We start from the raw sequence: 26,266 nt of genomic DNA on the forward strand, positions 1-26,266 counted from the left end.
ACCGGGCGCCGACGGGTCCGTGACCGGGGCGAACTGGGGGAGACGGCGTCGTGTCCGATGCACCGCTGACCGCGTTGGGGCTGGCCGAGCAGGACGGGCAGGTCTACGCGGCGCTGGTGGCCAATCCGCAGTCCACCGCGGAGGAACTGGCCGCCGGCTGCAACCTGACGCTCCAGCAGGGCGTGCGGGCGCTGGACCGGCTGGCCCAGCAGGGCATGGCGACCCGGGCGCCGGTGGACCGCCACCGCTACCTGCCCGTCGCCCCCGACGTGGCGATCGGCACGCTGATCGGCCACCGGGAGTCCGAACTGCGCAACGCCCGCGCCGAGATGCACCGGCTGATGGACGCCTTCCGGGAGGCTTCGCGCTACACGGACCCGGCGCACTCGGTGGAGGTGCTGACCGGCGGGGAGGCGATAGCCCAGCGGCTGGAGCACATCACCGAGACCAGCCAGTACCAGGTGCGCGGCTTCGACCGCCCGCCGTACATCCAGGACCCGGTGGCGCAGCAGCCGTTGCAGCGGCGGCGGCTGCGGGAGGGGCTGAGGTTCCGGACGGTCTACGACCGGGAGGCGGTGGCCTGGCCCGGTCGGCTGGAGCGCAACATCCTGGTCGGGGTCGCCAACGGGGAGGAGGCGCGGGTGCGGCCCGTCCTCCCGATGAAGATGATCATGTCGGACGACAGGATGGCGATCATCCCGATCAGCGTGGGCGACAGCGTGCTGGACGCCGCGTACGTCATCCACCCCTCGGCGCTGCTCCAGGCGCTGGACTCGCTGTTCGAGGCGGAGTGGGAGCGGGCCGTGCAGCTCCAGGCCGCGATCGGCTCGGGCGAGGCGGGGCTGGAGCCGGAGGCCGACCACCGCAAGCTGCTCGGGCTGCTCGCGGCCGGGCTGACGGACGAGTCGATCGCCCGCTCGCTGGGGTGGAGCGCCCGGACGACGCAGCGGCGGCTGCAGGCGCTGATGCGCTCGCTGGGCGCCACCACCCGCTTCCAGGCCGGGATGGCGGCCCGGGAGCGGGGGTGGCTCTGACGCCGGGGGCCTCAGCTCCAGGGGGTGAGTGAGGCCCAGCGGCCGTCCGGGCCTCGGACGACCTTCTCCAGGCCGACCACCGCGGTGCGGTTCAGCCGGCCGTAGATGTGCGGGAACAGCACGCCGGGGGTGGCGCCCTCCGGCGGGGCGCCGTGCGGGGCCTCCCACTTGACCATGGGCTCGACCAGCGACTCCTCGATCAGGAGCACCATCAGCGGGTCGGGGGTCCGGACGAAGAAGGAGTTGGCCACGGCCAGCGCCGTCCGCTCGTCCGGCGAGCAGTGGATGAACCCGTCGGTGAGCAGCGAGGCGGCGGCGTACGGCCGGCCGGGGTCGGCCAGCCAGTCGTCGAGGGGGGCGAGGTGCAGGATCATGTTCCTGTTGTACCCGGTCCGGTGGGGTTGGTCCTGAGGGGACGTCACGGGCGGGGCGCTCAGAGGCCCGCCACCTTGGAGGAGGCGGTGACCTCGTAGGCCAGGGTCAGCGTGCGGCGGGCGCCGGGGCCGAGCGGGACGTCCCAGCGGACGATGCCCTCGGCGTCGAAGGAGTCCGGCGCGGGGGAGCACTCCTCCTTGCGCAGCCGCACCTCGACGGCGGCCACCTCGGAGACCGGGACCCGCTCGCGGACGGTGACCACCCGCTCGTCGCGCTCCTCCGGGCCGGAGAAGCGGGACAGGTGCAGGCGGACGGTGCGGGTGGTGCTCTGGCGGCCGGAGAGGGTGGCGGTGGACTGGCGCTCCTCCGTCTCGCGGACCACCCGGTAGCCGTCCGTACTGCCGAAGGACAGCTCGGCCTCGGCTCCGGCGGCGGTGAAGCGCAGCAGGCTGCGGCCGGTGAAGCCGCTGCCGCGCACCAGCTCGACCGGGCCGGCCAGCAGCGGGTGGCCGGCGGCGTTGCGGAACCGGACGACCTGGGTGACCAGCGGGGACAGCTCGGGGGCGCAGGCGTACTCGCTGCGGGCCTCGGCGGTGAAGGCGCCCAGCGGCACGCGGTGGGCGCGGCCGTCCGAGGGGACGGTCGCGGGGGCGGGGGCGGGCAGGACGCGGGCCTCGCCGCCGTCGTCCAGGCCGGGGACGTCCACGGCCGGGCCGAGGACGGTCTGCGCCTCCTCGCGCAGCTCGACCTCGACCTTGCGGCGCTCCTCCTCGGTGCGCTCGCGCAGGGCGAGGACGTCGGCGGTGATCGAGGGCGGGTCGGTGGCCAGGGCGGAGCGGGCGGTGGAGAGGGTGAGGGCGACGCCCGTCCAGTCCTCGCCGGTGCGCTGCCAGACCACCGCCTCGGACTCCAGGCGCAGGGAGCCGTCCGGGGCGAGGACGGCGCGGTAGGAGGGGCGCCACAGGGCGCAGGGCACCAGGTGGGCGACGAGGAGATCGACCGGGCCGTCCTCGGTGGCCTCGACGGTCAGTTCCAGGTGGGCGGTCAGCTCGGCGGGCTCCTCCTCGGCGCGGTCGAGGGCGAGCATCGCCTCGGTGCGGTCGCGGTCCAGCCGGCGCAGCCGGGAGCGGACGGCGCGCAGCTCCTCGCCGTAGCGCTCGCGCTCGGCGTCCACGCGCTCCAACTCCCGGGCCCAGCGGGTGCGTTCGATCTCGCCGAGGCCGGCGCCCTCGCCGACCTCGCGCAGCAGGTCGGTGCAGAGCTGGGCGAGCAGGGCGAGGCGGGCCTCCAGGCGGGCGCGGGACTGGTCGGCCTCGCGGTAGGCGGTCTCCAACGCGTGGAGGCGGTGGCGCAGTTCGGAGTCCCCGGGACCGGGTGGCAGCGGGGGCCGGGCCGTCCAGGCGCGGACCAGCCGGGCCTCCAGGACGCGGGCGCCCAGGGTGGCGGTCTCGGCGTGCAGGGTGTGGTCGACGGCCAGGGCGGTGACCGGGCCGAGCCTCAACCGGTGGACGCCGGGGGCGAGTTGGAGGGTGGCGCGGCGCTCGACGCGGCTGCGGTCCTCCAGGCAGGTGACGGCCGTGACGGGAAGGGCCGTGGCGGGGATCGGGGAGGGGGTCGCGGTCATCTCTCAGTTCCTCCGGTTTCCACCGACGACGGCCTTTCCGGCCGGGATCTTGATCTGGTAGCCGCCGTCCAGCTCGGTACGGCCGCCCGGGGGCAGCTCGACTCTCCAGATCCGGGTGCCGGGCGGGCACTCCGGCGCGGGGACGGCCGGGGCCCGCCAGTCGGCGCGCTCCTCGATCCGGACCTCGGCGTCGGAGGTGACGGGCACCCGCTCGCGGACCTCGACGGTGACGGCCAGGCCGAGCCGGTTGGCGAGCTGGACGTGCACCCGGTGGTCGAGGACGGTGCTGTTGCCCATCAGCTTGCCCGTGGTGGACTCCCGCATCTCGGTGCGGCGCGCCACCTCGACGCCCTCGGTGACGCCGATGCCCAGACGGCTGGTGCCGCCGGGGGCGAGGGTGGGGAAGGCGGCGGTGAGGAGGAAGTCCTCGTCGACGGTGACCTCCACCGGGCCGGCCAGGAGGGCGCGGTCGGTGTGGTTGGCGAGCATCAGGGTCGCGTACACCTTCTCCTCGACCGCGGGGACGGTGACGTACTCGGGCTGCGCGGCGAGGGGGACCTGGTCGACGGTGACGGTGTGCCAGGTGCCGTCGGAGGGGATGTCGGCGGGGGCGGCGGCGTCGTAGCGGTGGTCGAAGGAGCCGGCGGACTCGCGCGGGGCGACGGCGTGGCGGGGCGGTTCGAGGTAGCGGACCCCGTCGGCCGCGGGGGTGACGCGGCGGGCCCGGTCGTGGGCGAGGCGCTCCGGCAGGGGGCGCAGGGTGCCGCGCTCGGCGCGGGGGGCCTCGGGGCCGGCGAGGACGAGGTCGGGGTAGTCGAGCAGCAGGGCGCCGGGGTCGTGGCCGGGCGGGGGCGGCGGCTGCGGGGCCGGGTGGGGCGCGTGGGCGGCATAGAAGGCCTGCGGGGCGAAGCCGGGTGCGGCCCCGGGGGCGATTGGGGCGGCGGGCATCGGGGTGCTGGGGGCCGGGGGGCCGGTGACGTAGGGCTCGGCGGCCTCGGCGTGGGGGGCCGCGCCGTAGCCGCCGAAGGACGCCGACCTCGGGGCCTCGTCCATGGCGAGGGTGCCGCCGACGGCGCGGCGGGCGACGGGGGCGGGGGCTCCGGCGCCGACCGCCAGGGGGTGGCGGCGCTCGGGGCGGGGTCTGGCGTCGTAGCCGGCGAAGAGGTCGGACAGGCCGGCCGGGGGCTCGCGCCAGCCGGAGGGCGGCGGGGCGGGCTGACTGCGGCCGATCCGCAGGGAGTTGAGGCGGGGCAGCTCGGTGCGGCGCAGGAGGTCGGCGGTGGACAGGGCCAGGCGCACGCCCGTCCAGTCCTCGCCCGTCCGCTGGGCGACGCAGGCGCGCAGGACCAGTTCGGCCGTGTCGGCGCCGGTGCGGTAGGCGAGGCGGTAGGCGGGGACCCAGCGGGCGGCGGCGACGCCGTACTCCAGCTCCAGGGTGATCTGCGGGGCGTCGGCGTCCGGGGCGGCGCCGGTCAGGGTGACCAGCACGGTGGTCTCGGTGTCGACGGCCTCGGCGCGCTCGGCGGTGGAGGCGCGCTCCAGGCGGTCGAAGGCCTCGGCCAGCGCGTGGTCGGCGAGGTCGATCGCCACCGTCAGCTCCTCGGCACGCCGGTGGAGGGCGGCCAGGCGCTCGTCGACGAACTCGGCCAGCTCCAGCCAGGCGTCGGCGGGGGTGCGGCGCAGCGGCTCGTCCCGTCGGCGCTGCGGGGGGACGGCGCGCAGGGCGGTCGTCTCGTCGATGGAGGTCAGGACGAGGCGGTGGCGCTCGCCCAGGGCGTCGCGGCGCTCGGAGAGCTCCTCCACCTCGCGCTGGGCGGCGGGGAGTTCGGAGGCCTCGCGGAGGTCGGGGAGGTACTCGAGCCGGGCCTCGGCGACGGCGGCGCCGGGCGGGCCGTCGAGGAGGCGGGCGCGCAGGGAGCCGCCGTCCAGGGACTCGGGCAGGCCGGTCAGCCGCAGCCGCCCGTCCGGGGGGAGGGGAACGGTGGCGCGGCGGCGGCACAGCGCGCCCTCGGCGTGGACCACGACGGAGTCGAGGACGGACGGATGGGCCGGTACGGGCGCGGCCGGGCCGCCTCCGCCGCCGGGCCGGCCGGCCTCCTGACCGTCCCGCAGATCGCCCCGCTGATCGTCCATGCGCAACCCCTTCGTTCGCCTGTCGCCGCTCGTGTGTGCCCGCCCGGGCGGCCAGTCTGCCCCGGTTCGGGCCCGGCGTCCCCGGATTCGCCGAGCACGGCGTGTGCACTGTCAGGGACGGGGGCGAGGCGGCCCTGGTTGCTGGGGTTTAAGGGGGCGCGGGCGGAGCGGCGGATGAGGGAGGATGGGCGGGGACGGGCCGGGCCCGTCGGAACGGTCCGGGACAGGTGACGACGCGTCGCGAGGCGCGATGAGGAGAACGACCCGCCATGCGCACAGCCGCCGTCGTCGGCACCGGACTGATCGGCACCTCCGCCGCGCTCGCCCTGGCCGGCCGCGGGCTGACCGTCCACCTGGAGGACGCCGACCCGGACGCCGCCCGCACCGCCGCCTCGCTCGGCGCCGGGATCACCGAGCCGGCCGACGGGCCGGTCGACCTGGCGATCATCGCCGTGCCGCCCGCGCTGGTCGGCAAGGTCCTCGCCGACTGCCAGCGCCGCAACCTGGCCCGCTGGTACACCGACGTCGCCAGCGTGAAGGCCGGGCCTCGCGGCGAGGTCGCCGCGCTCGGCTGCGACACCGTGCACTACATCGGCAGCCACCCCATGGCCGGGCGCGAGCGCTCCGGCCCGCTGGCCGCCCGCGCCGACCTGTTCGAGGGCCGCCCCTGGGTGCTCACCCCGACCGAGGACACCGACACCGAGACGCTCAACGCCGCCCTGGAGCTGGTCGCGCTCTGCGGCGCGATGCCGATCGTGATGGACGCCGCCGCGCACGACCGGGCCGTCGCCCTCGTCTCGCACGCGCCGCAGCTGCTCTCCTCGCTGGTCGCGGCCCGGCTGGAGCACGCCGACGAGACGGCCATAAGGCTCTCCGGGCAGGGCGTCCGGGACGTCACCCGGATCGCCGCCTCCAACCCCGGGATGTGGGTGGACATCCTGTCCGCCAACGCCGGCGCCGTCGCCGACGTCCTGGAGGACGTCGCCACCGACCTCGGCCGCACCGTCTCCGCGCTGCGCTCCCTGGACGCCGCCGAGGAGGGCGAGCGCCGGGCGGGAGCGGCCGGCATCGAGGCGGTCATGCGGCGCGGCAACACCGGCCAGGCCCGCATCCCCGGCAAGCACGGCGCGCCGCCCACCCGGTACGAGACGGTCGCCGTCGTCCTCGGGGACCAGCCCGGCGAGCTGGGCCGGCTGTTCGGGGAGGTCGGCGCGGCCGGGGTCAACATCGAGGACATCGTCATCGAGCACTCGAGCGGGCAGCAGGTCGGCTTCGTCCAGCTGTCGGTGGCGCCCGGGGCGGTCAAGCCGCTGACGGTGGCGCTGCGGGCGAGCGGGTGGAGCGTGCGGGACTGACGGCCGTCGCAGGGGAGGGGTGGGGGTTGATCATCGAGTTGCCGCTGGGGGAGACCCGGCACGGGCACGCCGGGGCGCCGGTGGACCTCGGGAACGAGCGGTTCCTGAGGGCGGTGGCGGGGCCGCACGCCCGGATCCACCACCGCAGCCTGACGGCGATGGTCGAGCCGCCCCGGCGGGAGGCCGGGGCCGAGCCGGCCGAGCCGGAGCCGGTGTGGAGCCTGCTGCTGCGGGCCGCGTACACCGCGTTCGCGGAGCACGTGCCGCTGAGCCTGTCGCCGGACGTCCTCTGGTACGCGGTGGTGCACGAGGTCGCCGTCCACGTGCGGATGTACGCGCCGCGCTACCGGGCCCTGTTCGGCGCGCAGCCCCACCGGCGCGGGCGGATCGTCGTGCGCGACGACGAGCCGGCCGGGCCCGGCGCGGACTGGGGGCGCTCCATCCACCTGGTGCGCGACCCGCTGGCGGCGGCCGTCGGCCCGCAGCTGGTGGAGCTGTTCACCCCGGCCTTCTCCACGACCACGCCGGACGACGCGGCCTGCGCGCTGGTCGCGCTGATGGGCGCGGCCGGCCCGTACTACGACTTCCGCTGGGAGACCCGCTGCGGCATCCCCCGCGTGCGGCTGGAGGGCACGGCCGAGGACTGGGCGCTGCTGGCCGAGCGGGTCGGCGAGCTGGCCGGGCACCTCGCCTGGCTGGGGCCCTGGTTCGCCGGGCTGCGCCCCGTCGTCCAGGAGATCGCGGACACGGCGGCCGGCGGCCCGGTGGACGAGGCGTTCTGGCGCTCCCTGTTCAAGTGGCGCGAGGTGTCCGGCGGCCCCCGCGTCACCGGCTGGCTCACCGCCTTCTTCGCCCACACCCAGACCCCGGACGGCCCCCGGCTGCGCAGTTCCTACGACTGGCGGGCGGCCGCGGAGGACGCGTACCACCGGGACGCCTTCGCGGTGAACGACGTCCCCGCGCACGTCTCCGTCGTGCCGTTCGGCTGGGAGCTCCTGGGCACCGAGCACCCGATGGCCTTCCTCGCCGGAGTCCTCGGCATCGAGTACGAAGGGGGCTTCCTGCGCCCCCGACTGGGCCACGCGGTGGTGGAGGCGACACAGTGGTGAGAGAAGTGGACATCCCGCTCGACGACGGCCAGGAGCCGGGCGACGTACGGGAGTTGGAGGAGCGCGGCAACGAGGCGTTCCTCGCGGCGGCGGTGGGCGGGGAGTTCCTCGTCGAGCACCGCAGCGCCGCCGTGCTGCTGGAGGAGCCCGGCCGGACGCTGCCGCCGGGAGCGGCCGAGCCGACCTGGAGCCTGCTGCTGCGCGCCGCGCACCTGGCGTTCTGCCGGCACCTGCCGCTGAGCCTGTCGCCGGACGTCCTCTGGTACGCGGTGGTGCACGAGGTCGCGGTGCACGTGCGGCTGAACGCCAAGGAGTACGAGGGGCTGTTCTCGGCGAGCCCCGGGCACAAGCGGACGATCACCGTGGAGGACGACAGCCTGCTCGGGCCCGACCCGGACTGGGCGCGCTCGATCCGGCTGGTGCGGGAGCCGCTGGCGGCCGAGGTCGGGCCGGAGCTGGTGGAGCTGTTCACGCCGGAGTTCTCCACGACCACGCCGGACGACGTGTCGGCGACGCTGGTGGCGCTGATGGACGTCGTCAGCCCGTACTACGAGTTCCTGTGGATCTCGTGCTGCGGCATCCCGCGCGTGCGGCTGGAGGGCACGGCCGAGGACTGGGCGCTGCTGGCCCGGCGGGTCGACGCGCTGGCGCAGCGGTTCGAGCCGCTCGGGCCCTGGTTCGACGGGCTGCGGCCGGTGCTGGCGGAGGTCGCGGCGACGGCGGCGGGCGGGCCGGTGGACGAGGAGTTCTGGCGCTCGCTGTACAAGTGGGAGTCGGAGTCCGGCGGGGACTACGTCTCCGGGTGGATCACCGCCTTCTTCGCCCACACCCAGACCGAGGCGGGCCCGCCGGAGCCCCGTACGGACTTCCAGTGGCGGGCGACGGTGCGCCGGTGGAAGAAGCGGACGGTGGAGACGGGCCCGGCGCGGTTCACCGAGAACGCCTTCCCCTCGCACCTCTCCACGGTGCCGTTCGAGTGGCAGACGCTGCTGGGCGAGCACCGGATGGCCTTCGTCGGCGGGGTGCTCGGCATCGAGCGGGACGGCGCGTACGTCCGGCCCCGGCTCGGCAACGCCGTCCTGCGGGTGCTGCGGGAGGCCCGGCACGGGGTGGTGACCGGGCCGGGGCGGGAGGGGGCGGGGGTCCATTAACCTTGAGGGGGATGATCCCCGGCCGTCGGACCCCCTGGAGGGTGGCGGCCCCCATGCTCAGAGAGAGGTTCGGGCCCGTGGACACTGCCGACCGAACGCACGTTCCGGTCGTCGTCGCCATCGACGGACCCTCCGGCTCCGGAAAGTCGACCGTCTCCCGGGCGGTCGCGGCGCGGCTGGGCCTGAGCTTCCTGGACACCGGCGCGATGTACCGGGCGATGACCTGGTGGATGCTCGCCAACGAGGTGGACGTCGACGACGCGGAGGCCGTGGCCGTCGCGTGCGGCAAGCCGGTCATCGTGTCCGGGACGGACGCGGACGGGCCGACCATCACCGTGGACGGGCAGGACGTGTCCGGGCCGATCCGCGGGCCGGAGGTCACGGCGCACGTGAGCGCCGTCTCGGCGGTGCCGGCGGTGCGCTCGCGCCTGGTGGAGCTGCAGCGCGGGTGCGCCGAGGTGGCCGAGCGGGGGATCGTCACGGAGGGCCGGGACATGGGCTCGGTGGTGTTCCCGAACGCCACCGTGAAGGTGTTCCTGACCGCCTCCGAGCAGGCCAGGGCCGAGCGCCGGGCGGCCGAGCTGCGGGCCAAGGGCGTCGACGAGGCGACCATCACCGCGATGGCCGCCGACCTCGCGCGCCGGGACGCCGCCGACTCCTCCCGGAAGACGGCCCCGCTGACGCAGGCCGCCGACGCCGTGCTGGTGGACACCAGTGACCTCACACTGGAGCAGGTGATCGACCGGATCGCCGCGCTGGTGGAGGAACGGGCCGGGCTCTCGTCGGTCTGAGGTCCTCCCGGGGTTCTCGGGAGGACCTCCTGAGCACCTCATGAACACCGTGGCGCGCCGTTGAGCCGCCACGGAAAAACGATCGCGCTGCCCCTCGCGGGCAGGTACGCACGGCACGCCCCTGGGAAGGGCCGGGCCGGGAAACGGAACAGACGAACATGACCGCAGAGCACTCCGACACCGGCGGGCTCGACGCCGCCGACTACGCCGAGTTCATGGCCCTCGCCGCCGAGGAGGGCTTCGACCTCGACGGCATCGACGCCGTGGACGGCGCCGAGTTCGCCCCGCTGCCGGTGCTGGCCGTCGTCGGCCGGCCCAACGTCGGCAAGTCGACCCTGGTGAACCGCATCATCGGCCGCCGCGAGGCCGTCGTCGAGGACAAGCCCGGCGTCACCCGCGACCGCGTCACCTACGAGGCGTCCTGGAACGGCCGCCGCTTCAAGGTCGTCGACACCGGGGGCTGGGAGATCGACGTCCTCGGCATCGACGCCCTCGTCGCCGCCCAGGCCGAGCTCGGCATCGAGCAGGCCGACGCGGTGCTGTTCGTCGTGGACGCCAAGGTCGGCGCCACGGACACCGACGAGGCCCTGATCAAGATCATCCGCCGGGCGGGCAAGCCGACCGTCCTGTGCGCCAACAAGGTCGACGGCCCGTCCACCGAGGCCGAGGCCGCCTACCTGTGGTCGCTGGGCCTCGGCGAGCCGTACCCCGTCTCCGCGCTGCACGGGCGTGGCTCGGGCGACCTGCTCGACGCCGTCATGGACGCGCTGCCCGAGGCCCCGCCGCAGACCTTCGGCGACGCCGCCCCCGGCGGCCCGCGCCGCGTCGCGCTGATCGGGCGGCCGAACGTCGGCAAGTCCAGCCTGCTGAACAAGGTCGCCGGCGAGGAGCGCGTCGTCGTCAACGAGATGGCCGGCACCACCCGCGACCCGGTCGACGAGATGATCGAACTGGGCGGCAAGACCTGGAAGTTCGTCGACACGGCCGGTATCCGGCGGCGCGTGCACCTCACCGCCGGCGCCGACTTCTACGCCTCGCTGCGCACCTCCTCCGCGCTGGACAAGGCCGAGGTCGCCGTCGTCCTGATCGACGCCAGCGAGACGCTGGCCGAGCAGGACACCCGCATCATCTCGATGGCCGTCGAGGCCGGGCGCGCCGTCGTCATCGCGTACAACAAGTGGGACCAGCTCGACGAGGAGCGCCGCTACTACCTGGAGCGCGAGATCGAGCGCGACCTCGTCCAGGTGCAGTGGGCGCCGCGCGTCAACGTCTCGGCGAAGACCGGGCGGCACATGGAGAAGCTCGTCCCGGCGATCGAGACCGCGCTGGAGGGCTGGGAGACCCGCATCCCCACGGCGCGCCTGAACGCCTTCCTCGGCGAGCTCGTGGCCGCGCACCCGCACCCAATCCGGGGCGGCAAGCAGCCGCGCATCCTGTTCGGCACCCAGGCGGGCACCCGTCCGCCGCGGTTCGTGCTCTTCGCCTCGGGCTTCCTGGAGGCGGGCTACCGGCGCTTCGTCGAGCGCCGGCTGCGTGAGGAGTTCGGGTTCGTGGGGACGCCGATCTCGATCTCGGTGCGGGTGCGGGAGAAGCGCAAGCGGAAGTAGTTCGTGCTGAGGGAGAGGGCCTCGTCGCTTCGGCGGCGGGGCCCTTCTTCGATTACGGGTGCTCGGGGGAGCGGCCCGGGGGGAGGGAGAGCATCTGGCGGTGGCGGCCGCCGCGGGTGGGCGGGGCGGCGGCGAGGCCGGTGGCCGTCCCGAGGACGGGGGCGGGGGCCGGGGGCGCGGGGGGCTGGACGGCGCCGAGGTAGCCGGTGGCGACCCAGCCCTGGCCGGTGGCCTGGGGGGCGGGGACGGGGGCGGGCTGGGGGTGTTGGGCCTGGTGGGTCTGGTGGGCCTGTTGGTGGGGGTGGGCCTGCTGCTGGGGCATGAACTGGGGCAGGCCCGGGAGGTGACCGGCGTAGGTGTGGAAGGCCTGGGGCTGGGGGGCGGCCGCGGTGGTCACGGCGGTCGCGTACGGGCGGTGGTCGCGGTGGTGGCCGTCGCGGAAGGAGAAGGAGGTGAAGGAGAGGTCCTCCTCGCCGGTGCGGTCGCCGGGCAGGGCGCGGAAGAGGCGCCGGTACTCGGAGTACAGCTCGTCGTAGATCGGAGTGGGGGAGGCGGCCGGGGGCGTCACGTAGGAGTGCTCCGTGTCGTACGACGGGCGCATGCCCGGGATCGAGCGGGGGGCGGCGGCCGAGCGGCCGGGGGCTGCGGCGACGTCGTAGCTGTACACGTAGGGGCCAACGAGCGAGGGGGGTGCGGGGATGCGGGGTGCCCGGAGGTGGGGGTCTCCGGGCGGCCCGGTACCGCGCGTGGGGCGTGGGGGCGGGTGTCGGCCCGATCAGGTGCCGGCTCGTTCAGGTGCCGGCTCGTTCAGGTGCCGGCCCGTTCAGGTGTCGGCTCGCTCAGGTGCCCGCGAGGGGGAGGGAGGCGGCGACGACCTGGCCGAGCGCCACCGCGCGCTCCAGCGCCTGGCGCAGCAGGTCCTCGCGGGGCTGGCGGCCGACCATGCCCGCCGGGACGGCGTACATCGTCACCTCGGAGAGCTGGCTCGCGGCCGAGCGCCAGGCGTCGGTGACCTGGAGCGGCTGGTGGGCCTGCCACCAGCCGGTGCTGCCGCCCGCCGCCGCGGGCTGGAGGATCGCGTGCAGCTGGCCCATGGCCACCAGGACGGACCAGCCGGCCAGTTGGTCGGGGGTCACGTCGAGGTCGGTGACGGGCTGGAAGCCTGCGTCCTGGAGGAGGTCGAGGAACTCGTCCTCTCCCGAGGTGCTGCCGGGGCGGCCGACCGGGCCCGTGGGCTCGACGACGAGGGAGGCGTGGCCGACCTTGCCGTGGAGGATCAGGCCGCAGGTGATGCCGAGGATGGCGGCCTGGCCGGGGGCGGTGGGCGGGGTGGAGGCGGAGGTCGGGACGGCCGGGTTCGGCACGATCGGGTGCGCCGGGGCGGCCGGGGCGGCGTGGGCCGCCTGGGGCCCGCCGCTGATGCTGCGGACGGCTCCGGCGAGCTGCTCCTCGGAGACCGGCACCACCTGGGAGGGGATGCAGCGGGAGTGGGCGAAGGCGAGCACGGCCGTCTCGTCGGCGACGAAGAGGACGGTGCTGGTGGGCTCCGCGTGGGTGTCGCCGGGGGTGCGGCAGGAGGTGCACTCGTAGCTGTCGGGGGCGCGGTCGCCGGCGAGGAGGCGGTCCGCCTCGTCGTCGCCGATCTCCGACCGGACCTCGTCGCTGACGTCGAGCATGCGCGGCACTGGGTCTCCTCTGGGGGCGTTCGTACGGAGTCGCCGTGCCCAACGGGCCCCTGTGGCAGGCGTCACGGGTGGCCGTCGAGGCTGACGGGAATTGCCCGTGATCCGACCGCGCGGCGTGTTCTCGTGGTCGCAATCTGTCGAAGTCGGTGGCGGGACTGCCGGAATGGAAGCGTGAGGTGAGTCACGCCGTCTCGATGTTTGATCTAGGAATTGGCGGCTAAAACGGACATTTCGGGCATGGTTCCAAGATTATTACCGGCGGTAACCCTTGGCTGAGCTGGGCAGACCGTTGAAGTTTTGTTTTCCCGGCTGACGGGCTCGTAGCTTCTTGGTCGGCGCAACGAGCGCCACCCGGGTTCACCCCCGACGCATCGCTCCCAGGTTCCCGCCGGGCGGAGCAGGTGCCCGCCGACGCGACCGCTCGAACAGGTCGCCGTGGCGCGGGTGGGTGGCCGGGGCGGCAGGGGCACGTCCGACACGTGCACGGCCGCCCGATGGACGCGGCAGGCGAAACGACCTCTTCGAGGTCTGGTTCCGCATGCCCGCCCGGGGCTGTCGAGAGGAACCCCATGACCTTCCGTCACGAGACCGCCGCTGCCACCACCCCCACCGCCACCAAGCGCAACCGCGTGCGCATGGCGGTCGTCGCGGGCGCCGCTGTCGCGGCCCTGCCGGTGGCCGGCCTCGTCACGGCCACCTCGGCCTCCGCCGCCTCCGTCTCCACCTGGGACGCCGTCGCCCAGTGCGAGAGCGGCGGCAACTGGGCCATCAACACCGGCAACGGCTTCTACGGCGGGCTGCAGTTCACCTCCAGCACCTGGGCCGCCTTCGGTGGCACCGCGTACGCCTCGCAGGCCAACCAGGCCACCAAGGCGCAGCAGATCGCCGTCGCCGAGAAGGTCCTCGCCTCGCAGGGCCCGGGCGCCTGGCCCGTGTGCTCCGTCAAGGCCGGCCTCACCAAGGGCGGCGCCCCGGCGGCCGTCGACACCTCCGCGGGCTCCTCCGCGTCGCAGCAGTCGCAGACCCCGGCGCCGAAGACCGCCACCCCGAAGGCCGCGGCCACCCCGAAGGCCGCCGCGCCGAAGGCGGACGTCGCGCCGAAGGCCGATGCCGCGCCGAAGGCCGCCACGGCTCCGAAGAACGACGCCCAGGCCTGGACCGGCTCGAACGACGCGAAGCCCGCCGCCAAGCCGGCGAAGCCCGCGCAGCCGGCCCAGTCCGCCAAGGGCGGCTACACCGTCAAGGCCGGCGACACCCTGAGCTCCATCGCCGCGGCGCAGGGCCTGGACTGGCACGACCTGTACAAGAACAACGCCAAGGTCGTCGGTGGCAACCCCGACCTGATCTTCCCGGGCCAGGTCCTGAGCATCTGATCGTGCTCCGTTTCTGACTCCTGAGGGCCGCTCCTCCACCGTGTGGGGGAGCGGCCATCGGCGTGTCGCGGCGGCGGGCCCGGGGGCCGCTTAGGGTCGGGCGCCATGCTGCATTCGCATGACGGGCGTAACGGGCCCAACGGGCGTACAGGCCGCCGACTGGCGTTGGTGGCGGGCGTGGTGGCGGCGGCGGTGCTGGCGTGGGGCGGCGGGGGAGGGCGGGCCGGCGCCTCCGTGCTGGTCGCCGACATGGTGTGGGACGAGCTCGCCGACTGCGAGAGCGGCGGGGACTGGCGGGCCGACACCGGCAACGGCTTCTACGGCGGCCTGCAGATCCGGCCGTCCACCTGGTCCGAGGTGGGCGGGCTGCGGTTCGCCGACCGGCCCGACCGTGCGAGCCGGCGGGAGCAGACGGCGGTGGGGGAGGAGATCCTGCGGCAGCAGGGGTGGGAGGCCTGGCCGTCCTGCGCGCGGGAGCTGGGGCTGATCGGGGGCTCTCCTCGTGTCGGGGGCGCTGGAGGGGGAGGATGGCGGGGTGAGCCAGGGTGAGCTGTTCGGGGGGCCTGCCGGAAGTGGCGGGCGGTCCGAGCCCGCGCCCGGGGCCGTGCTGCTCCCCGGCTGGCTGGACGCGGAGGCGCAGCTGCGGCTGCTGGCCGACTGCCGGGAGTGGGCCCGCCCGCCGGCCGGGCTGCACGCCGTGCGGATGCCGACCGGCGGGATGATGTCCGTCCGGATGGTGAGCCTGGGCCTGCACTGGTACCCGTACGGCTACCGGCCGCTCGCCGAGGACGGCACGCCCGTCAAGCCGTTCCCGCCCGGGCTGGGCGCGCTCGCCCGCCGGGCCGTCGCGGAGGCGTACGGGGTCGGGGTGTACGGGGTCGGGGCGGGGGAGATCGCGGGCGGGGGCGGGGTCGGGGTCGGGGAGATCGCGGGTGCGGCGGCGTACGCGCCGGACGTCGCGATCGTCAACCACTACGCGCACGGCGCGAGGATGGGCCTGCACCAGGACCGGGACGAGCGGGTGGACGCGCCGGTGGTGTCGTTCTCGCTCGGCGACGCGTGCGTGTTCCGGCTGGGGAACGCCGAGACCAGGACGCGGCCGTGGACGGACCTGGAGCTGCGCAGCGGGGACGTGCTGGTGTTCGGCGGGGCGGCGCGGTACGCGTACCACGGGGTGGTGCGGACGCTGGCGGGGACGGCGCCGGAGGGGCTGGGGCTGGTGGGGCGGCTGAACGTCACGGTGCGGGAGTCGGGGCTCTGAGGCGCTTCCGCCCGGGGCTTCTCGTTCACGTGCTCTCGTTCACGTGCTCCCGTTCACGCGCTCCCGTTCACGCGCTCCCGGACACGGCTTTCGCTCACCGCTTTCGTTCACACGTGCGAGTGAATCGAAGGGTCGGGCTCGGTGGGCGGGAATGACCCCGGTCGCGCGGGGATTCGAGTGAGCGGGAGAATTTCGATCGAAGCGGGCCCGTCGCCGAACGGGCCGTCGGCCCGCTCGCCGTCCGTGAGAGGAAGTGCGCATGGGTACCCCCGTCGACGAACTGGTCGACCTGCTCGACCTGGAGCAGATCGAACTGAACATCTTCCGCGGGCGCAGCCCCGAGGAGGCGCTGCAGCGGACGTTCGGCGGCCAGGTCGCCGGGCAGGCGCTGGTCGCGGCGGGGCGCACGGTGGAGGACGCGCGCCCTGTCCACTCGCTGCACTCCTACTTCCTGCGCCCCGGGCTCCCCGGCGTGCCGATCGTCTACCAGGTCGACCGGATCCGCGACGGCCGCTCCTTCACCACCCGCCGGGTGCTCGCCATCCAGGGCGGCCGGTCGATCTTCGCGCTCACCGCCGACTTCCACCTCCCCGAACCGGACAGCATCGAGCACCAGTACCCGATGCCCGACGTCCCCGCCCCCGAGGACCTGCCCAGCGCCCTGGACGAGGTCGGTGCCCGGCTCGGCGAACTGCCCCCGTTCATCAGCCGCCGCCAGCCCTTCGACATCCGGTACGTCGACCGGCTGCGCTGGAGCGAGGAGGAGCTGGCCGGCGTCGAGGCGCGCAGCGGCGTCTGGCTGCGCACCAACGGCCCGCTGCCGGACGACCCGCTGATCCACGTCTGCGCCCTGACGTACGCGAGCGACATGACACTGCTCGACGCGGTGCGCGCGCCCGTCGAACCCCTGTGGGGCACACGGCACTTCGACATGGCCTCGCTCGACCACGCGATGTGGTTCCACCGGCCGTTCCGGACGGACGACTGGCTGCTGTACCAGCAGGAGTCGCCGATCGCGCACGGCGCGCGGGGGCTGGCGCGCGGCCAGATCTACGACCGGGAGGGGCGGCTGGTGGTCTCGGTGGTGCAGGAGGGGCTGTTCCGGCGGTTGGGCGGGTGATGCGCGGGTGTTGCGTCGCATTGCCCCGCATTGCGCAGCGCTTCGCCGTGCGTCCCCGTGCTTCCCAGGATGACGGTTTCGGCCGCTCGGCCCCCGGGTGGGGAATGATCGATCCCGGCGGACGGCGTTGTGCTGAACGTACGTTCACGATTGGGGTGGACGGCCCGAACAGCGGGCCGTCCCCGGACCGGACCGGGAGGGTGGACCGATGACGGAGACGGCCGCGGAGGACTGGAAGCACTGGAGCGAGCGCCGCACGGCGTCCGTGAGCGCGCCGCACGGCCAGCTGGCGCTCACCGGCACGCACTGGCTGGACGCGGAGCCCGTCCAGGTGCCCGGCCTGCCCGGGCAGTGGTGGGCCGACGCCGAGGGCGTGCGCGTCCGGGCGGCCGCCGCCGACGGCCTGCTCACGAACGGCCTGCTGGTCGACGGCGAGGTGCTGCTGCGCCCCGACACCGACCCGGCCGCGGACACCGCCACCCTGGGCGACCTGCTGCTCGTCCCGATCGAGCGGGAGGGCGAGATCGCCCTGCGCGTCTTCGACCCGGACGCACCCCGGCGCGTCGCCTTCGCGGGCATCTCCGCCTTCCCGTACGCGCCGGAGTGGGCCGTGCCCGCCGTCTTCACGCCGTTCGAGACCGGCGAGCCGCAGGCCGTGGTCGTCCCCAACGCGGACGGGCGGGAGCGGCCGCTCGCCGTCACCGGGCGGATCGAGTTCACCGTCGCCGGGGAGCACCGCACCCTGACCGTCAGCAGCGCCGGCCGGCGGCTGAGCGGGGTGATCGCCGACGCGAGCAGCGGCGTCGACACCTACCGGTTCCGCTTCATCACGCTGCCCGAACCCGACGCGGACGGGAACACGGTGCTGGACCTCAACCAGGCCTACCTGCCGCCGTGCGCGTTCTCGGACCACTTCATCTGCCCGTTCCCGCCGCCGGGCAACCGGCTGGACTTCGCGGTCGAGGCGGGGGAACGGCAGGTCCTCAGCCGGTAGGGGCGGAATTCGAGCCGTCGTACCGCCCCCGGCGTGGGGCGGTACGACGGGTGGGGCGACGATGGCGACCGTGACCGTACCGACCGAGCAACCTCCCTCACCGCCTCCCTCACCCCCTCCGGCGGCCTGGTACCGGCGTGCCGCGCGCGGGGCCCTCGCCGACCTCAGCCCGCTGCGGGACAACCCCGACTACCGGCGGGTCTGGGCCGGGCAGGCCGTCTCCTCCATAGGCCAGCAGATGACGGCCGTCGCCGTCTCCGTCCAGGTCTACGAGCTGACCGGCTCCGCCTTCGCCACCGGCCTGGTGGGCCTGTTCTCGTTCGTCCCGCTCGTCGCCTTCGGCCTGTACGGCGGGGCCGTCGCCGACACCGTCGACCGGCGCAAGCTCGGGCTGATCGGCTCGGCCGGCCTCGCCGTCATCTCCCTGGTCCTCGCCGTCCAGGCCGCGGCGGGCATCGGCCAGGTCGCCGTCCTGTACGCCGCCGTCGCCCTCCAGGCCGGGTTCTTCGCGCTCGGCTCGCCTGCCCGGTCGGCGATGATCCCCCGGCTCGTCCCCGCCCACCAACTGCCCGCGGCGAACGCGCTCAACACCGTCAGCATGAACCTCGGCCTCACCGTCGGCCCGATGCTCGGCGGCGTCCTCATCGGCGCGTACGGGCCGCAGGCCGCGTACCTCGTCGACACCCTCGCCTTCGCCGGCACCCTCTACGCGACGTGGCGCCTGCCCGCCCTGCGCCCGCTCGGCGACCGCAAGGGCCGCGCCTCCGTCCTCGACGGCCTGCGCTTCCTGCGCGAGCAGCCCAACCTGCGCACCAGCTTCCTCGCCGACCTCGCCGCGATGATCTTCGGGATGCCCCGCGCCCTCTTCCCCGCCCTCGCCGTCACCCTCTACGGCGGCGACGCCCGCACCGTCGGCCTGCTCGTCTCCGCCCCCGCCGTCGGGGCGCTCCTCGGCGCCCTCTTCTCCGGCTGGGTCGGCCGCATCCACCGCCAGGGCGCCGCCGTCCTCGCCGCCGTCTGCGCCTGGGGCCTCGCCATCGCCGCCTTCGGCGCCCTGCGCAACCTCTGGCTCGGGCTCCTGCTCCTCGCCGTCGCGGGCTGCGCCGACACCGTCAGCATGATCTTCCGCAACACGATGATGCAGGTCGCGGCCCCCGACGAGATGCGCGGCCGCCTCCAGGGCGTCTTCATCGTCGTCGTCGCCGGCGGCCCCCGCCTCGGCGACTTCGAGTCCGGCGCCGTCGCCTCCCTCACCAGCCCCGTCACCTCCGTGATCACCGGCGGCCTCGCCTGCGTCGCCGCCGCCCTCCTCCTCGCCGCCCGCCGCCCCGCCTTCCTCACCTACGACGCCCGCCACCCCACCCCCTGACCCCACCCCCCAATACCTGGCAGCGAGCACCCCCCGACGTGCTGTATTGTTTTCCACGTCGCCGGGACAACCGGAGACAAGGTCGAGAAGCCACCGGCAGAGCCCCCCAGGCCCCGCCACCGGCACCGAGACCACGGGACGTGGCGCAGCTTGGTAGCGCACTTGACTGGGGGTCAAGGGGTCGCAGGTTCAAATCCTGTCGTCCCGACTTGCATCACTGCAGGTCGTAGGCCGTTTCCATCGGAGGATGGGGACGGCCTTTTTGTGCGTGTCGTGAGGTGGTGGTCGCAGGGTGGTCGCACCTCGTCCGGCCGCGGAACGCAGCCGGGCGCGGGCTGACCTGGTCAACTCGCCGCTGTATGGCTGGAGTTGGCGCACGTGGCCCGATCGGTGGCCGGATCGTTAACCACTCACGACGTCCTGCGGCGGGTGACCTCGCGTTGCGAGGTTGACGCGGTCGGGCGTGAGCATTGTTCAATTTGTGTGCTTTCTTCCGTTCTGTCCGCATTTTCTGGGCCGGATGTCGGCGCGGGGGCGGCCCCGCAAGGCGAAGCGCTGCGACCAGCATGCGACCACTGCGCAGGCGGGAGCCACCCTGGTCAGGCGGTCCTCCTCGCCGGGGCGCAAAGGGGCCCGGCAGGCTGCGGGCTTCGGGAGTCGGTGTGCTGAGGGGTGGGGCGCGTCGGGTGCGGCTGGGGCAGATCTTCGGCGATGACGTGCCCTTGGGTCCGATGGGTTCCCTCCTCCTGGACTGCTACAGCGTTCCCGGGGGCCGGGCTGTGCTTCACGGTGACCGGGCATGCCGCCAGTTGGGGCCCGGTGCGCGGCTGGGCCGTGTCGGGCTTGAGACTGGGTCGTTGTGCGGGTCCTGCGCGTGGATGTTGCCGGCAGACCATCCCGTGAGCGAGTTCGCGGTCGCGGTGGCAGGGCTGAGAACTCCCGCCGTGGTGGCGGGCGCCGGCGCGTCGGCGGGTCCGGTGCCTCCACCAGGGCCTGCGGGCGCTGAGCCCGCCCAGGCGGTGCGGGTGTGGCGGCGCGCGCAGACGCGCGCGCTCGAGGGCTTCGCGGCCTCTGCCGCTTTCCCCTGGCTGGAGCCTTGGGCAGGGCCCAGGCTGTCCGCGCTGACCGGCGCGGTCGAGCAGGCTCGCGGAGCGGTTGCCCGCTGTGTTGATCCTCGCGAACTGCTGACGGCTGCCTGCGTGGCGGCTCTGCCCGTGCCGGTCGGGCTGCGGGACGGGCTGCCGGCGAGTGCGGGGAGTTGGGGGCTCGACGGGCAGTGGCTGCTGCTGGAGGCGTGGACGCGCTGGCAGAGCGCCTGCGCCGAAGGCGAGGCACAGGTGGCGGACTGCGTACGGGCGGCGTTGGCAGCGGTCTACGAGGCGTTCGGTCGGCGGCGCAAAGGACGTGATGAGGCGCTGGACAGCGTCCAGCGCCTCATCACGTCCTCAATCGACCAGGCACGGCGGCTCGCTGAAGAGGAGTGCACCGGGTCCGTACATCTGGTTCAGATGGCGCTCCCGCTGCTTGAGACGGAGCCGTTCACCGGTCGGGAGCGCGATCCGCTCACCCTCTGGCAAGCCGGGGTGATCGCGGTCCACCAGGCCGGTGTCGACTGGCCGGCCGGCCAGATCACACTCACCGTTCCCCAGGCGGTGTCCGATCTGCTCCCGGGCGGCTGACACCCGGGCGGGTCAAGCAGCGTGGCGGGGCTGGAAACCGGGCCAGTCCTCAAGGTCCGTGGCGGCCAGTTCGTAGGCATGGGCGAGCGCGTTGACCGCGTCGTCGGCCGCGTGCTTGAGCAGGTGCCCGTAGATGTTGATGATCGTCGCGATGGTCGAATGACGCAGCGCCTTCGACACGATCGCGATGGACACCCCGGAGGTGATCATGATGGTCGCCACCGTGTGCCGCAGATCGTGAATCGTGATCTGCGGCAGCCCGGCCTCGGCCTGGCGGCTCCGCAACTGGTCCAGGACGTACTGCGGGCGCAGCGGGGCTCCGTCGACGCCCGCGAAGACCAGGCCACGCAACGGGGCTCCCGCAGGCAGCAGAGACTGCTGGTGGTCGGCCTGGCGCTGCAACGCAGCCAGGACCCGTGGATTGACGCTGACCCAGTTCCGGCTCGCCTTGGTCTTCGGCGCGCACAAGTGCAGTTCGTTGTTGTCGATGGTGGCCAGGGTCCAGCGGACGAAGATCTTGCGCTCCATGAAGTGGACGTCCTCCCAGTGCAGCCCCAACACCTCCCCGCGCCGCATCCCGGTTCCCAGCATCACCTCGAACACGTCGGCAACCTGGTCGCGGTAGTACAGCTCGTTGTGACGCAGGAACGCTGCCGCCTGCACCGCGGTCCAGCACAGGCGCTCGGCTGCCGCTCGGCGAGGACAGCGTCGGTGAGGTCCGCGTTTCCGGTGGCGTGCAGGGCGCGGCCGGCTTGGTGGGCGGATTCGGCCAGGGGGCTGTATTCGACGTCGAGCATGCCGTCCTGGGGAGGGTTGGGCCGGGTGATGGCATCGGGGACCTCGTCGAACGCCTTGCGTTCCTCCGCGCGGCGCCAGCCCTCGGAGCCCGGCTCCGTGGACGCGGCGGCACTGGCCGGATGGGTGTAGGTGCGCCACGCGGCTTCGGAGAGGTGAGTGGGCGCGCGGGCCAGGCCCAGGAGTGCGGAGGTGCCGGCCCCGGTGGAGAAGGCGGCGATACGGGCGGCGAGATCTCCCTCGCCGGTTCCCCAGGTCGCGATCAGCTCGTGCCGTTCGGGGTCGGCGCTGTAGCGGGTCACGGATCCGTACCTCCAGAACTGTTGCGGTGTCACGTCGCACCGCCGTGTCTCATTCTTGCCGCTTGGCAGGGCGCGCAGGCACGCGAACGTCGGGTCGGGGCCGCGTCGTGACGGCTGTCGGGTGGAAGGGAAGCGCGAAGTCTCCTTGGCTGTCGGCACCTTGACACAGAGCTCCCGGTGAGGTGGGGGTTGCGCTGTCGGGGCGGACGAAGTGGGCTGCTCGCCGATACGCCGATACGCCGATACGCCGATACGCCGATACGCCGATACGCCGATACGCCGATACGCCGGATGCTGTGCCTGTTGCCGACACCCGAGGATGCCGCCGATCAACTCCCCGAGCAGCCGGGCCGCGAACCGCGCACATTTCTGCCTACGGTGCTCGCGCTCGAGGCCGCGTCGCTGCGTGGGCGCTGTGCGATGCACTCGCGGGCGTCCGGTTCGGCGGGTGTCTTCCTCTGCTACGTCACCGCATCCTCCTCCAGTGATCACTACGCAGCGCTACCACCGATTACGAGTCAGAGTCGAAGACCGTACAGGGACGCCGGAAAGCGCTGCGCTGATCACCTCGGAGACAGGAAAGTCGATTCGGGCGTCCCGGTCAGCCGATGGGTCTGCGATGCCAACGAGCTCGTCGTACAGGATGGCAATGGGGGTCGATCAGGGGACCACGGTTTGATGCCCGGCAGCCTTGGTGCTGCCCGGAGCACACGTGTCAGACTCCGCTCTTCCCTGATCCCTCCGGGGTGCCCGCTGCGGGGACAGTGTAGCGAGGGAGGGAGTAGTCAAGGCCCGGCAGGATGTGAAGGACGAGGTCATCCATCTGCGCTCGGCGGGATTGGATCTGGGCAATCGGTTCCTGCTCGCCTGTACCCGCGTTCCGAGCCCGACGCGCCAGGGGAGCTGGAGTCTGGAGACCGAACGGTTCGGCACCACCCGGGCTGAGATCCGGCGTCTGCTGGCCTGGCTTCTGGAGGCCCGTGTGGAGGTGGTCGTGATGGAGGCGACCTCGGACTACTGGCGTTCGGTCTACTACGTGCTCCAGCCAGAGTTGAAGCTGGTGCTCGTCAACCCTGCTCACCTCAAGGGAATCAAGGGCCGCAAGACCGACCCGAACGACACGGCGTTCCTCGCCCGGGCCGGCGCGTCCGGGATGGCCCTGGGTTCCTTCGTCCCGGAGCGGGAGATCCGCGAGCTACGAGACCTGACCCGCCGTCGGACCGAGATCGCCAGGGCAGCAGGCTGGGAGGCCCAGTGGTTGGAGAAGGAGCTTGAGGACACCGGGATGAAGTTCTCGTCGATCCTGAGCAACATCGTCGGCGTCACCGCTCGTGCCATCCTGGAAGCGCTCATCGCGTGATCCCGAGCGTCTGGCCGACCTGGCCCGCGGCAAGGCGCGCAACAAGATCCAGGCCCCATCGAGGCGCTGGATGGGGAGTTCACCCAGCCACGCATTCATGGTTCGGCACTACCTCGATGAGATCGACCGGCTCAAGAGCATTGTCGAGGTCTTCGACGCGCGGATCGCCACCATGCTGGCCACTCGGGAGCGGGATCTGGCCAACCGCGACACCATCCCGGGGAGCGGATGGCTTGCGGTCGAGGTCATCCTCGCCGAGACCGGCGGTGACATGACCCAGTTCGCTTCCGCCCAACACTCGGCCTCCTGGATCGGCGTCTGCCCTGGGCAGAACGAGCCGACCGGCGTGAACAAGTCCGGACGGACCCGCCCCGGCAACAGCAACCTCAAACGCCTGCTCGGGACCGCCGTGATGGCCGCGGTCAGAGACAAGGACTCCTACCTCTCCGCTTTCTTCCGCCGTATCTCCGCCCGAAGACGTGGTAGGCGGGCCCTGATCGTCGACATGCACAAGCTCGCCATCGCGATCTGGCACGTGCTGCACGGCCAGAAGCCCTACCGCGACCTTGGCGCTGACTACTTCGCGAAACGCGACCCTGAACGCGCCATGCGCCGCATGACCAAGGAAGCGAACAGCCTCGGACTGACCGTCCGCTTCGAACCGATCGCAGCGGCCTGACCTGCGCGGTTCACCTTATTTTCGTGTCAGACCCGGATGGTGGAGTCAACTGAGGCACCGACAGCATCGCAAACCCGCTCGGCATGTGCGGCGGGCGGGTCTGCGATGCTGTCGGTGCCGCTCACTACTGTTCCGGGTGGCTCCTGGGCCCGCGCTGAGAAAGCGGCCGACAGCCTGCTGAAGTGAAGACGTGTCGTACCCGCCGTAGGGCAGAGAGGTCTGTCAGAGGGTCTCCGTCAACGGCGATGAGGTCGGCGCGCAGGCCGGGAGCGAGCCGACCGGTGTCACTCAGCCCGAGCGCGTGGGCGGCGTTCGTGGTGGCCATGTCGATGACTTCGGCGTTGCTGAAGCCGAGGGAGGCAAAGAACTCGAGCATGCCGACGAAATCACCGAACCGGGCCCCGGGCACACCGGCATCCGTACCGGCGATGAACCTGACACCGGCGGCCCGCATGTCGCGGATCGCCCCGATCATGGCCTCCGCCCGCTCCGGACCCATCTGCTGAAGGAACAACCGCCAGTCTCCCGAGACGCAGCGGCAGACGGCCACGTCCCCCTCGACCATTCGACGCGTGATCTGCGGATCGTAAACCACCCCTTCGGCGGTGCGCCAGGAACAGTGCTCGAGTGTTCGGACGCCTGCTCGCACGCAGTCGGCGATGGCGTCGGTTCCGTGCGCGTGAGCGGCCACCCCGAGGCCGTGGCGGGCTGCTTCCTTGACCACGAGGCGCAGCTGTTCGAGGGTGAACTGCGACTCCCACATGCGAGGCCCCCCGGGTGTCAGCGCGCCGCCGGAGGCCATCACCTTGATGAGGTCGGCCCCGGCCGTGGCGTTGTGGGCGATCCGCTCCCGGATCTCGTCATCGGTGGTGACCTCTCCACCCAGGAACCAGCAGTGGCCTCCCGAGACAGTCAGCGGGGCGGTGGCGGCGAGGATGGTCGGGCCGGCCGCTTTTCCGGCCTCGACCGCCTCGCGCAGCGTCACGGTCAGCGCGTCAAGGTCGCCGAGATCCCGCACCGTCGTCACGCCAGCCGCCAGCATCTGCCCGGCCCGTTCTGCCATGGCAGCGAGCAAGTTGTCTGGATCGGCTTCGGCCACCGCACGGACGGGATCCGGCCCGGCATCGAACGCGAGGTGGACATGGCAGTCGATGAGGCCGGGCACTACGGTGGCCCCCGGACACCGTAGCCGTTCTATCTTCGCACTTGCGAACGATTCCAGCTCGTTTGCCGTGCCGACTGCGCGGATGACGCCCGAGTCGATGAGCACTGCACCGTTCTCGACGGTTTGGCCGCCAGGTCCGGTGATGACCCGGTCAGCGGTGATCAGCAGCTGGTTCATAGTCACTTCTTTGTATAGGCTCGGGAAATGGCAATGAGCTCTCCGGCATCGGAGTGAAGGTCGTCCGCAGCCGGGAGGGCGATACGCGCGGCGGGATAGGAGTTGTCGACGTTCTCACTGGTCGGTTTCAACGCGAGAGCCTCGGCGATGTACCGGGCGAGCTGATCGGCCGGTAAACGAGCCAGGTCTGCAGTGGGCGCAACCTGCACCAGGTAAGGGCTCAAACGCACGAGCCCGTCGCGGCATTCGACGAGCCGGCGGTAGAACCGCTCGTGGGCCCGGCGGACCCACCACCGGCGACGCCCGGAACCAGTTGGGGCTTCATGAAGGACGAGTTCCGGGAATGCGTCAGAGAGCGCCACCCAGAGCGGAGTGAGCTCACGGTACATACGGCGGTGGTGAACCACTGACCGCAGATAGGTGAATAGCTGGACGCTGGCCGAATAGCTGATGCCGACCATTACGAGCCCCATCGACCAGTCGCCCGTCGACCAGTTCAGTTGGTTGAATGCCTGATGTGATCCGGGTTCTTCGATCCGCAAGCAGACCAAAATCATCCGCCCGGTGGAGGCGACTGTCATTCCCAACAGGCCCAGCGTCATCACCCTGAGTCCGGCTGCGAGATGTGGACCTGCCATGCGGGCGAATCGCAGTGCCAGTATGCCCGATGCCAGATAGGCGTAGATGAAGTAGGAGTTTCCCGCGAGATAGAACAGTGAGATGGTGGGCCGCGCCATGTAGGGGGTACTCAGGCTGTGCCCGCGCATGGACTCCGGTGTCGCCAGTACAAGGGCTGCGAGGAGGAGTACGACGCCGCCTAGGAGGCTGATGTTGAAGCTGATTTGTCGCCTGCGAAGCGCCAGATCACCGGGCACAGCGGAGAGAAAGAAGACGGTGAGCGCGGCCAGGCCAGACATGTAAAGCCCGTTGAATGCGACCTTGGTGACGCCGGTCGCCGTTGAGCGGTCGATCATGCTGCTGATCTCGGGGAAGCTGAGGATCTCACCGGCGGCCAGGAGAGCCAGGCAGCTGACCAATATTCGCAATACCTTGTCATGCGGTGCGCGCATCAGATCGAGGAACTTCCAGATTGCCCCGATGATCAACATGAAAGTCACCGGCTCCTGA

The 26,266-nt window shown here is 72.8% G+C and carries 24 protein-coding genes and 1 tRNA gene; 16 read left to right on the top strand and 9 right to left on the bottom strand.

Translation table 11 applies throughout. The features are described from left to right. The first annotated feature begins 50 nt into the window (after positions 1-50). A complete protein-coding gene (locus ACIRRS_RS04170) occupies positions 51-1,034 on the top strand; it encodes a helix-turn-helix domain-containing protein (protein ID WP_402964725.1) in 984 nt (327 codons plus the stop codon). A gap of 11 nt (positions 1,035-1,045) precedes the next feature. Here ACIRRS_RS04170 and ACIRRS_RS04175 read toward each other — a convergent pair whose 3' ends face one another. The 3 genes from ACIRRS_RS04175 to ACIRRS_RS04185 are packed head-to-tail and all read right to left on the bottom strand — an operon-like array spanning position 1,046 to position 5,166. Next, positions 1,046-1,408, bottom strand: a complete 363-nt coding sequence (locus tag ACIRRS_RS04175; protein ID WP_402964728.1) for a DUF952 domain-containing protein — start codon at positions 1,406-1,408, stop codon at positions 1,046-1,048. Between the two features lie 59 nt (positions 1,409-1,467). Then, positions 1,468-3,033: a mucoidy inhibitor MuiA family protein gene (locus ACIRRS_RS04180; RefSeq protein ID WP_402964731.1), complete on the bottom strand. Its 1,566-nt coding sequence runs from the start codon at positions 3,031-3,033 to the stop codon at positions 1,468-1,470. A gap of 3 nt (positions 3,034-3,036) precedes the next feature. Next, a complete protein-coding gene (locus tag ACIRRS_RS04185; RefSeq protein WP_402964733.1) occupies positions 3,037-5,166 on the bottom strand; it encodes a DUF4139 domain-containing protein in 2,130 nt (709 codons plus the stop codon). A 269-nt stretch (positions 5,167-5,435) separates the two neighbouring features. Between ACIRRS_RS04185 and ACIRRS_RS04190 the strand changes: the two genes are divergently transcribed. The 5 genes from ACIRRS_RS04190 (at position 5,436) to der (ending at position 11,179) form a co-directional block, all read left to right on the top strand. Further along, a complete protein-coding gene (locus ACIRRS_RS04190) occupies positions 5,436-6,521 on the top strand; it encodes a prephenate dehydrogenase (RefSeq protein WP_402964736.1) in 1,086 nt (361 codons plus the stop codon). A 26-nt stretch (positions 6,522-6,547) separates the two neighbouring features. Then, positions 6,548-7,630 (top strand): DUF4419 domain-containing protein, encoded by a 1,083-nt coding sequence (locus ACIRRS_RS04195; protein ID WP_402964739.1) that lies wholly within the window; start codon positions 6,548-6,550, stop codon positions 7,628-7,630. After that, a complete protein-coding gene (locus tag ACIRRS_RS04200; protein WP_402964741.1) occupies positions 7,624-8,781 on the top strand; it encodes a DUF4419 domain-containing protein in 1,158 nt (385 codons plus the stop codon). The genes ACIRRS_RS04195 and ACIRRS_RS04200 overlap by 7 nt, the downstream gene beginning before the upstream one ends. 77 nt (positions 8,782-8,858) lie before the next feature. Further along, the gene (cmk, locus tag ACIRRS_RS04205) at positions 8,859-9,572 is read left to right on the top strand and encodes a (d)CMP kinase (protein ID WP_402964744.1); all 714 of its coding nucleotides are present in this window, start codon (positions 8,859-8,861) and stop codon (positions 9,570-9,572) included. Between the two features lie 158 nt (positions 9,573-9,730). Then, entirely contained in the window at positions 9,731-11,179 is a 1,449-nt protein-coding gene (gene der / locus ACIRRS_RS04210; protein ID WP_402964747.1) for a ribosome biogenesis GTPase Der, read from the top strand. Positions 11,180-11,231: 52 nt separating this feature from the next. Here the strand turns inward: der and ACIRRS_RS04215 are convergent, their stop codons facing one another. Both ACIRRS_RS04215 and ACIRRS_RS04220 read right to left on the bottom strand, forming a co-directional pair. Further along, entirely contained in the window at positions 11,232-11,846 is a 615-nt protein-coding gene (locus ACIRRS_RS04215) for a hypothetical protein (protein WP_402964749.1), read from the bottom strand. Positions 11,847-12,018: 172 nt separating this feature from the next. Further along, positions 12,019-12,864: a hypothetical protein gene (locus ACIRRS_RS04220; protein WP_402964752.1), complete on the bottom strand. Its 846-nt coding sequence runs from the start codon at positions 12,862-12,864 to the stop codon at positions 12,019-12,021. A gap of 569 nt (positions 12,865-13,433) precedes the next feature. Between ACIRRS_RS04220 and ACIRRS_RS04225 the strand changes: the two genes are divergently transcribed. From ACIRRS_RS04225 to ACIRRS_RS04260, 8 genes are all read left to right on the top strand, one after another. Beyond that, entirely contained in the window at positions 13,434-14,237 is an 804-nt protein-coding gene (locus tag ACIRRS_RS04225) for a transglycosylase family protein (protein ID WP_402964755.1), read from the top strand. Positions 14,238-14,342: 105 nt separating this feature from the next. Next, on the top strand, positions 14,343-14,786 hold the full coding sequence (locus ACIRRS_RS04230) for a transglycosylase family protein (protein WP_402964757.1): 444 nt from the start codon (positions 14,343-14,345) through the stop codon (positions 14,784-14,786). Continuing rightward, positions 14,773-15,498, top strand: coding sequence for an alpha-ketoglutarate-dependent dioxygenase AlkB family protein (locus tag ACIRRS_RS04235; RefSeq protein ID WP_402964760.1), 726 nt, complete (start codon positions 14,773-14,775; stop codon positions 15,496-15,498). Before ACIRRS_RS04230 ends, ACIRRS_RS04235 begins: the two co-directional genes overlap by 14 nt. A 259-nt stretch (positions 15,499-15,757) precedes the next feature. Then, positions 15,758-16,618: an acyl-CoA thioesterase gene (locus tag ACIRRS_RS04240; protein WP_402964762.1), complete on the top strand. Its 861-nt coding sequence runs from the start codon at positions 15,758-15,760 to the stop codon at positions 16,616-16,618. Between the two features lie 208 nt (positions 16,619-16,826). Next, complete coding sequence (locus ACIRRS_RS04245) at positions 16,827-17,612, top strand: DUF1684 domain-containing protein (protein WP_402964765.1); 786 nt, start codon at positions 16,827-16,829, stop codon at positions 17,610-17,612. A gap of 61 nt (positions 17,613-17,673) precedes the next feature. Then, positions 17,674-18,981: an MFS transporter gene (locus ACIRRS_RS04250; RefSeq protein WP_402964767.1), complete on the top strand. Its 1,308-nt coding sequence runs from the start codon at positions 17,674-17,676 to the stop codon at positions 18,979-18,981. 134 nt (positions 18,982-19,115) lie between these two features. Further along, a tRNA-Pro gene (locus tag ACIRRS_RS04255) sits at positions 19,116-19,189 on the top strand. A 691-nt stretch (positions 19,190-19,880) separates the two neighbouring features. Beyond that, positions 19,881-20,660, top strand: coding sequence for a hypothetical protein (locus tag ACIRRS_RS04260; RefSeq protein ID WP_402964770.1), 780 nt, complete (start codon positions 19,881-19,883; stop codon positions 20,658-20,660). Positions 20,661-20,672: 12 nt separating this feature from the next. Here the strand turns inward: ACIRRS_RS04260 and ACIRRS_RS04265 are convergent, their stop codons facing one another. Then, entirely contained in the window at positions 20,673-21,263 is a 591-nt protein-coding gene (locus ACIRRS_RS04265) for a site-specific integrase (RefSeq protein ID WP_402964773.1), read from the bottom strand. Next, a complete protein-coding gene (locus ACIRRS_RS04270) occupies positions 21,251-21,757 on the bottom strand; it encodes a hypothetical protein (protein ID WP_402964775.1) in 507 nt (168 codons plus the stop codon). The genes ACIRRS_RS04265 and ACIRRS_RS04270 overlap by 13 nt, the downstream gene beginning before the upstream one ends. An 802-nt stretch (positions 21,758-22,559) precedes the next feature. Between ACIRRS_RS04270 and ACIRRS_RS04275 the strand changes: the two genes are divergently transcribed. Both ACIRRS_RS04275 and ACIRRS_RS04280 read left to right on the top strand, forming a co-directional pair. Further along, positions 22,560-23,117 (top strand): transposase, encoded by a 558-nt coding sequence (locus ACIRRS_RS04275; protein WP_402964778.1) that lies wholly within the window; start codon positions 22,560-22,562, stop codon positions 23,115-23,117. After that, positions 23,089-23,796, top strand: a complete 708-nt coding sequence (locus tag ACIRRS_RS04280) for a transposase (RefSeq protein WP_402964781.1) — start codon at positions 23,089-23,091, stop codon at positions 23,794-23,796. Before ACIRRS_RS04275 ends, ACIRRS_RS04280 begins: the two co-directional genes overlap by 29 nt. A 124-nt stretch (positions 23,797-23,920) precedes the next feature. Here ACIRRS_RS04280 and ACIRRS_RS04285 read toward each other — a convergent pair whose 3' ends face one another. Further along, the gene (locus ACIRRS_RS04285; protein WP_402964783.1) at positions 23,921-25,138 is read right to left on the bottom strand and encodes an amidohydrolase family protein; all 1,218 of its coding nucleotides are present in this window, start codon (positions 25,136-25,138) and stop codon (positions 23,921-23,923) included. 2 nt (positions 25,139-25,140) lie between these two features. Then, the gene (locus tag ACIRRS_RS04290) at positions 25,141-26,247 is read right to left on the bottom strand and encodes an MAB_1171c family putative transporter (protein WP_402964786.1); all 1,107 of its coding nucleotides are present in this window, start codon (positions 26,245-26,247) and stop codon (positions 25,141-25,143) included. Positions 26,248-26,266 lie beyond the last annotated feature (19 nt).

The sequence above is a fragment of the Kitasatospora sp. NPDC101183 genome (genome assembly GCF_044767945.1).
Taxonomy (GTDB): Bacteria; Actinomycetota; Actinomycetes; order Streptomycetales; family Streptomycetaceae; genus Kitasatospora.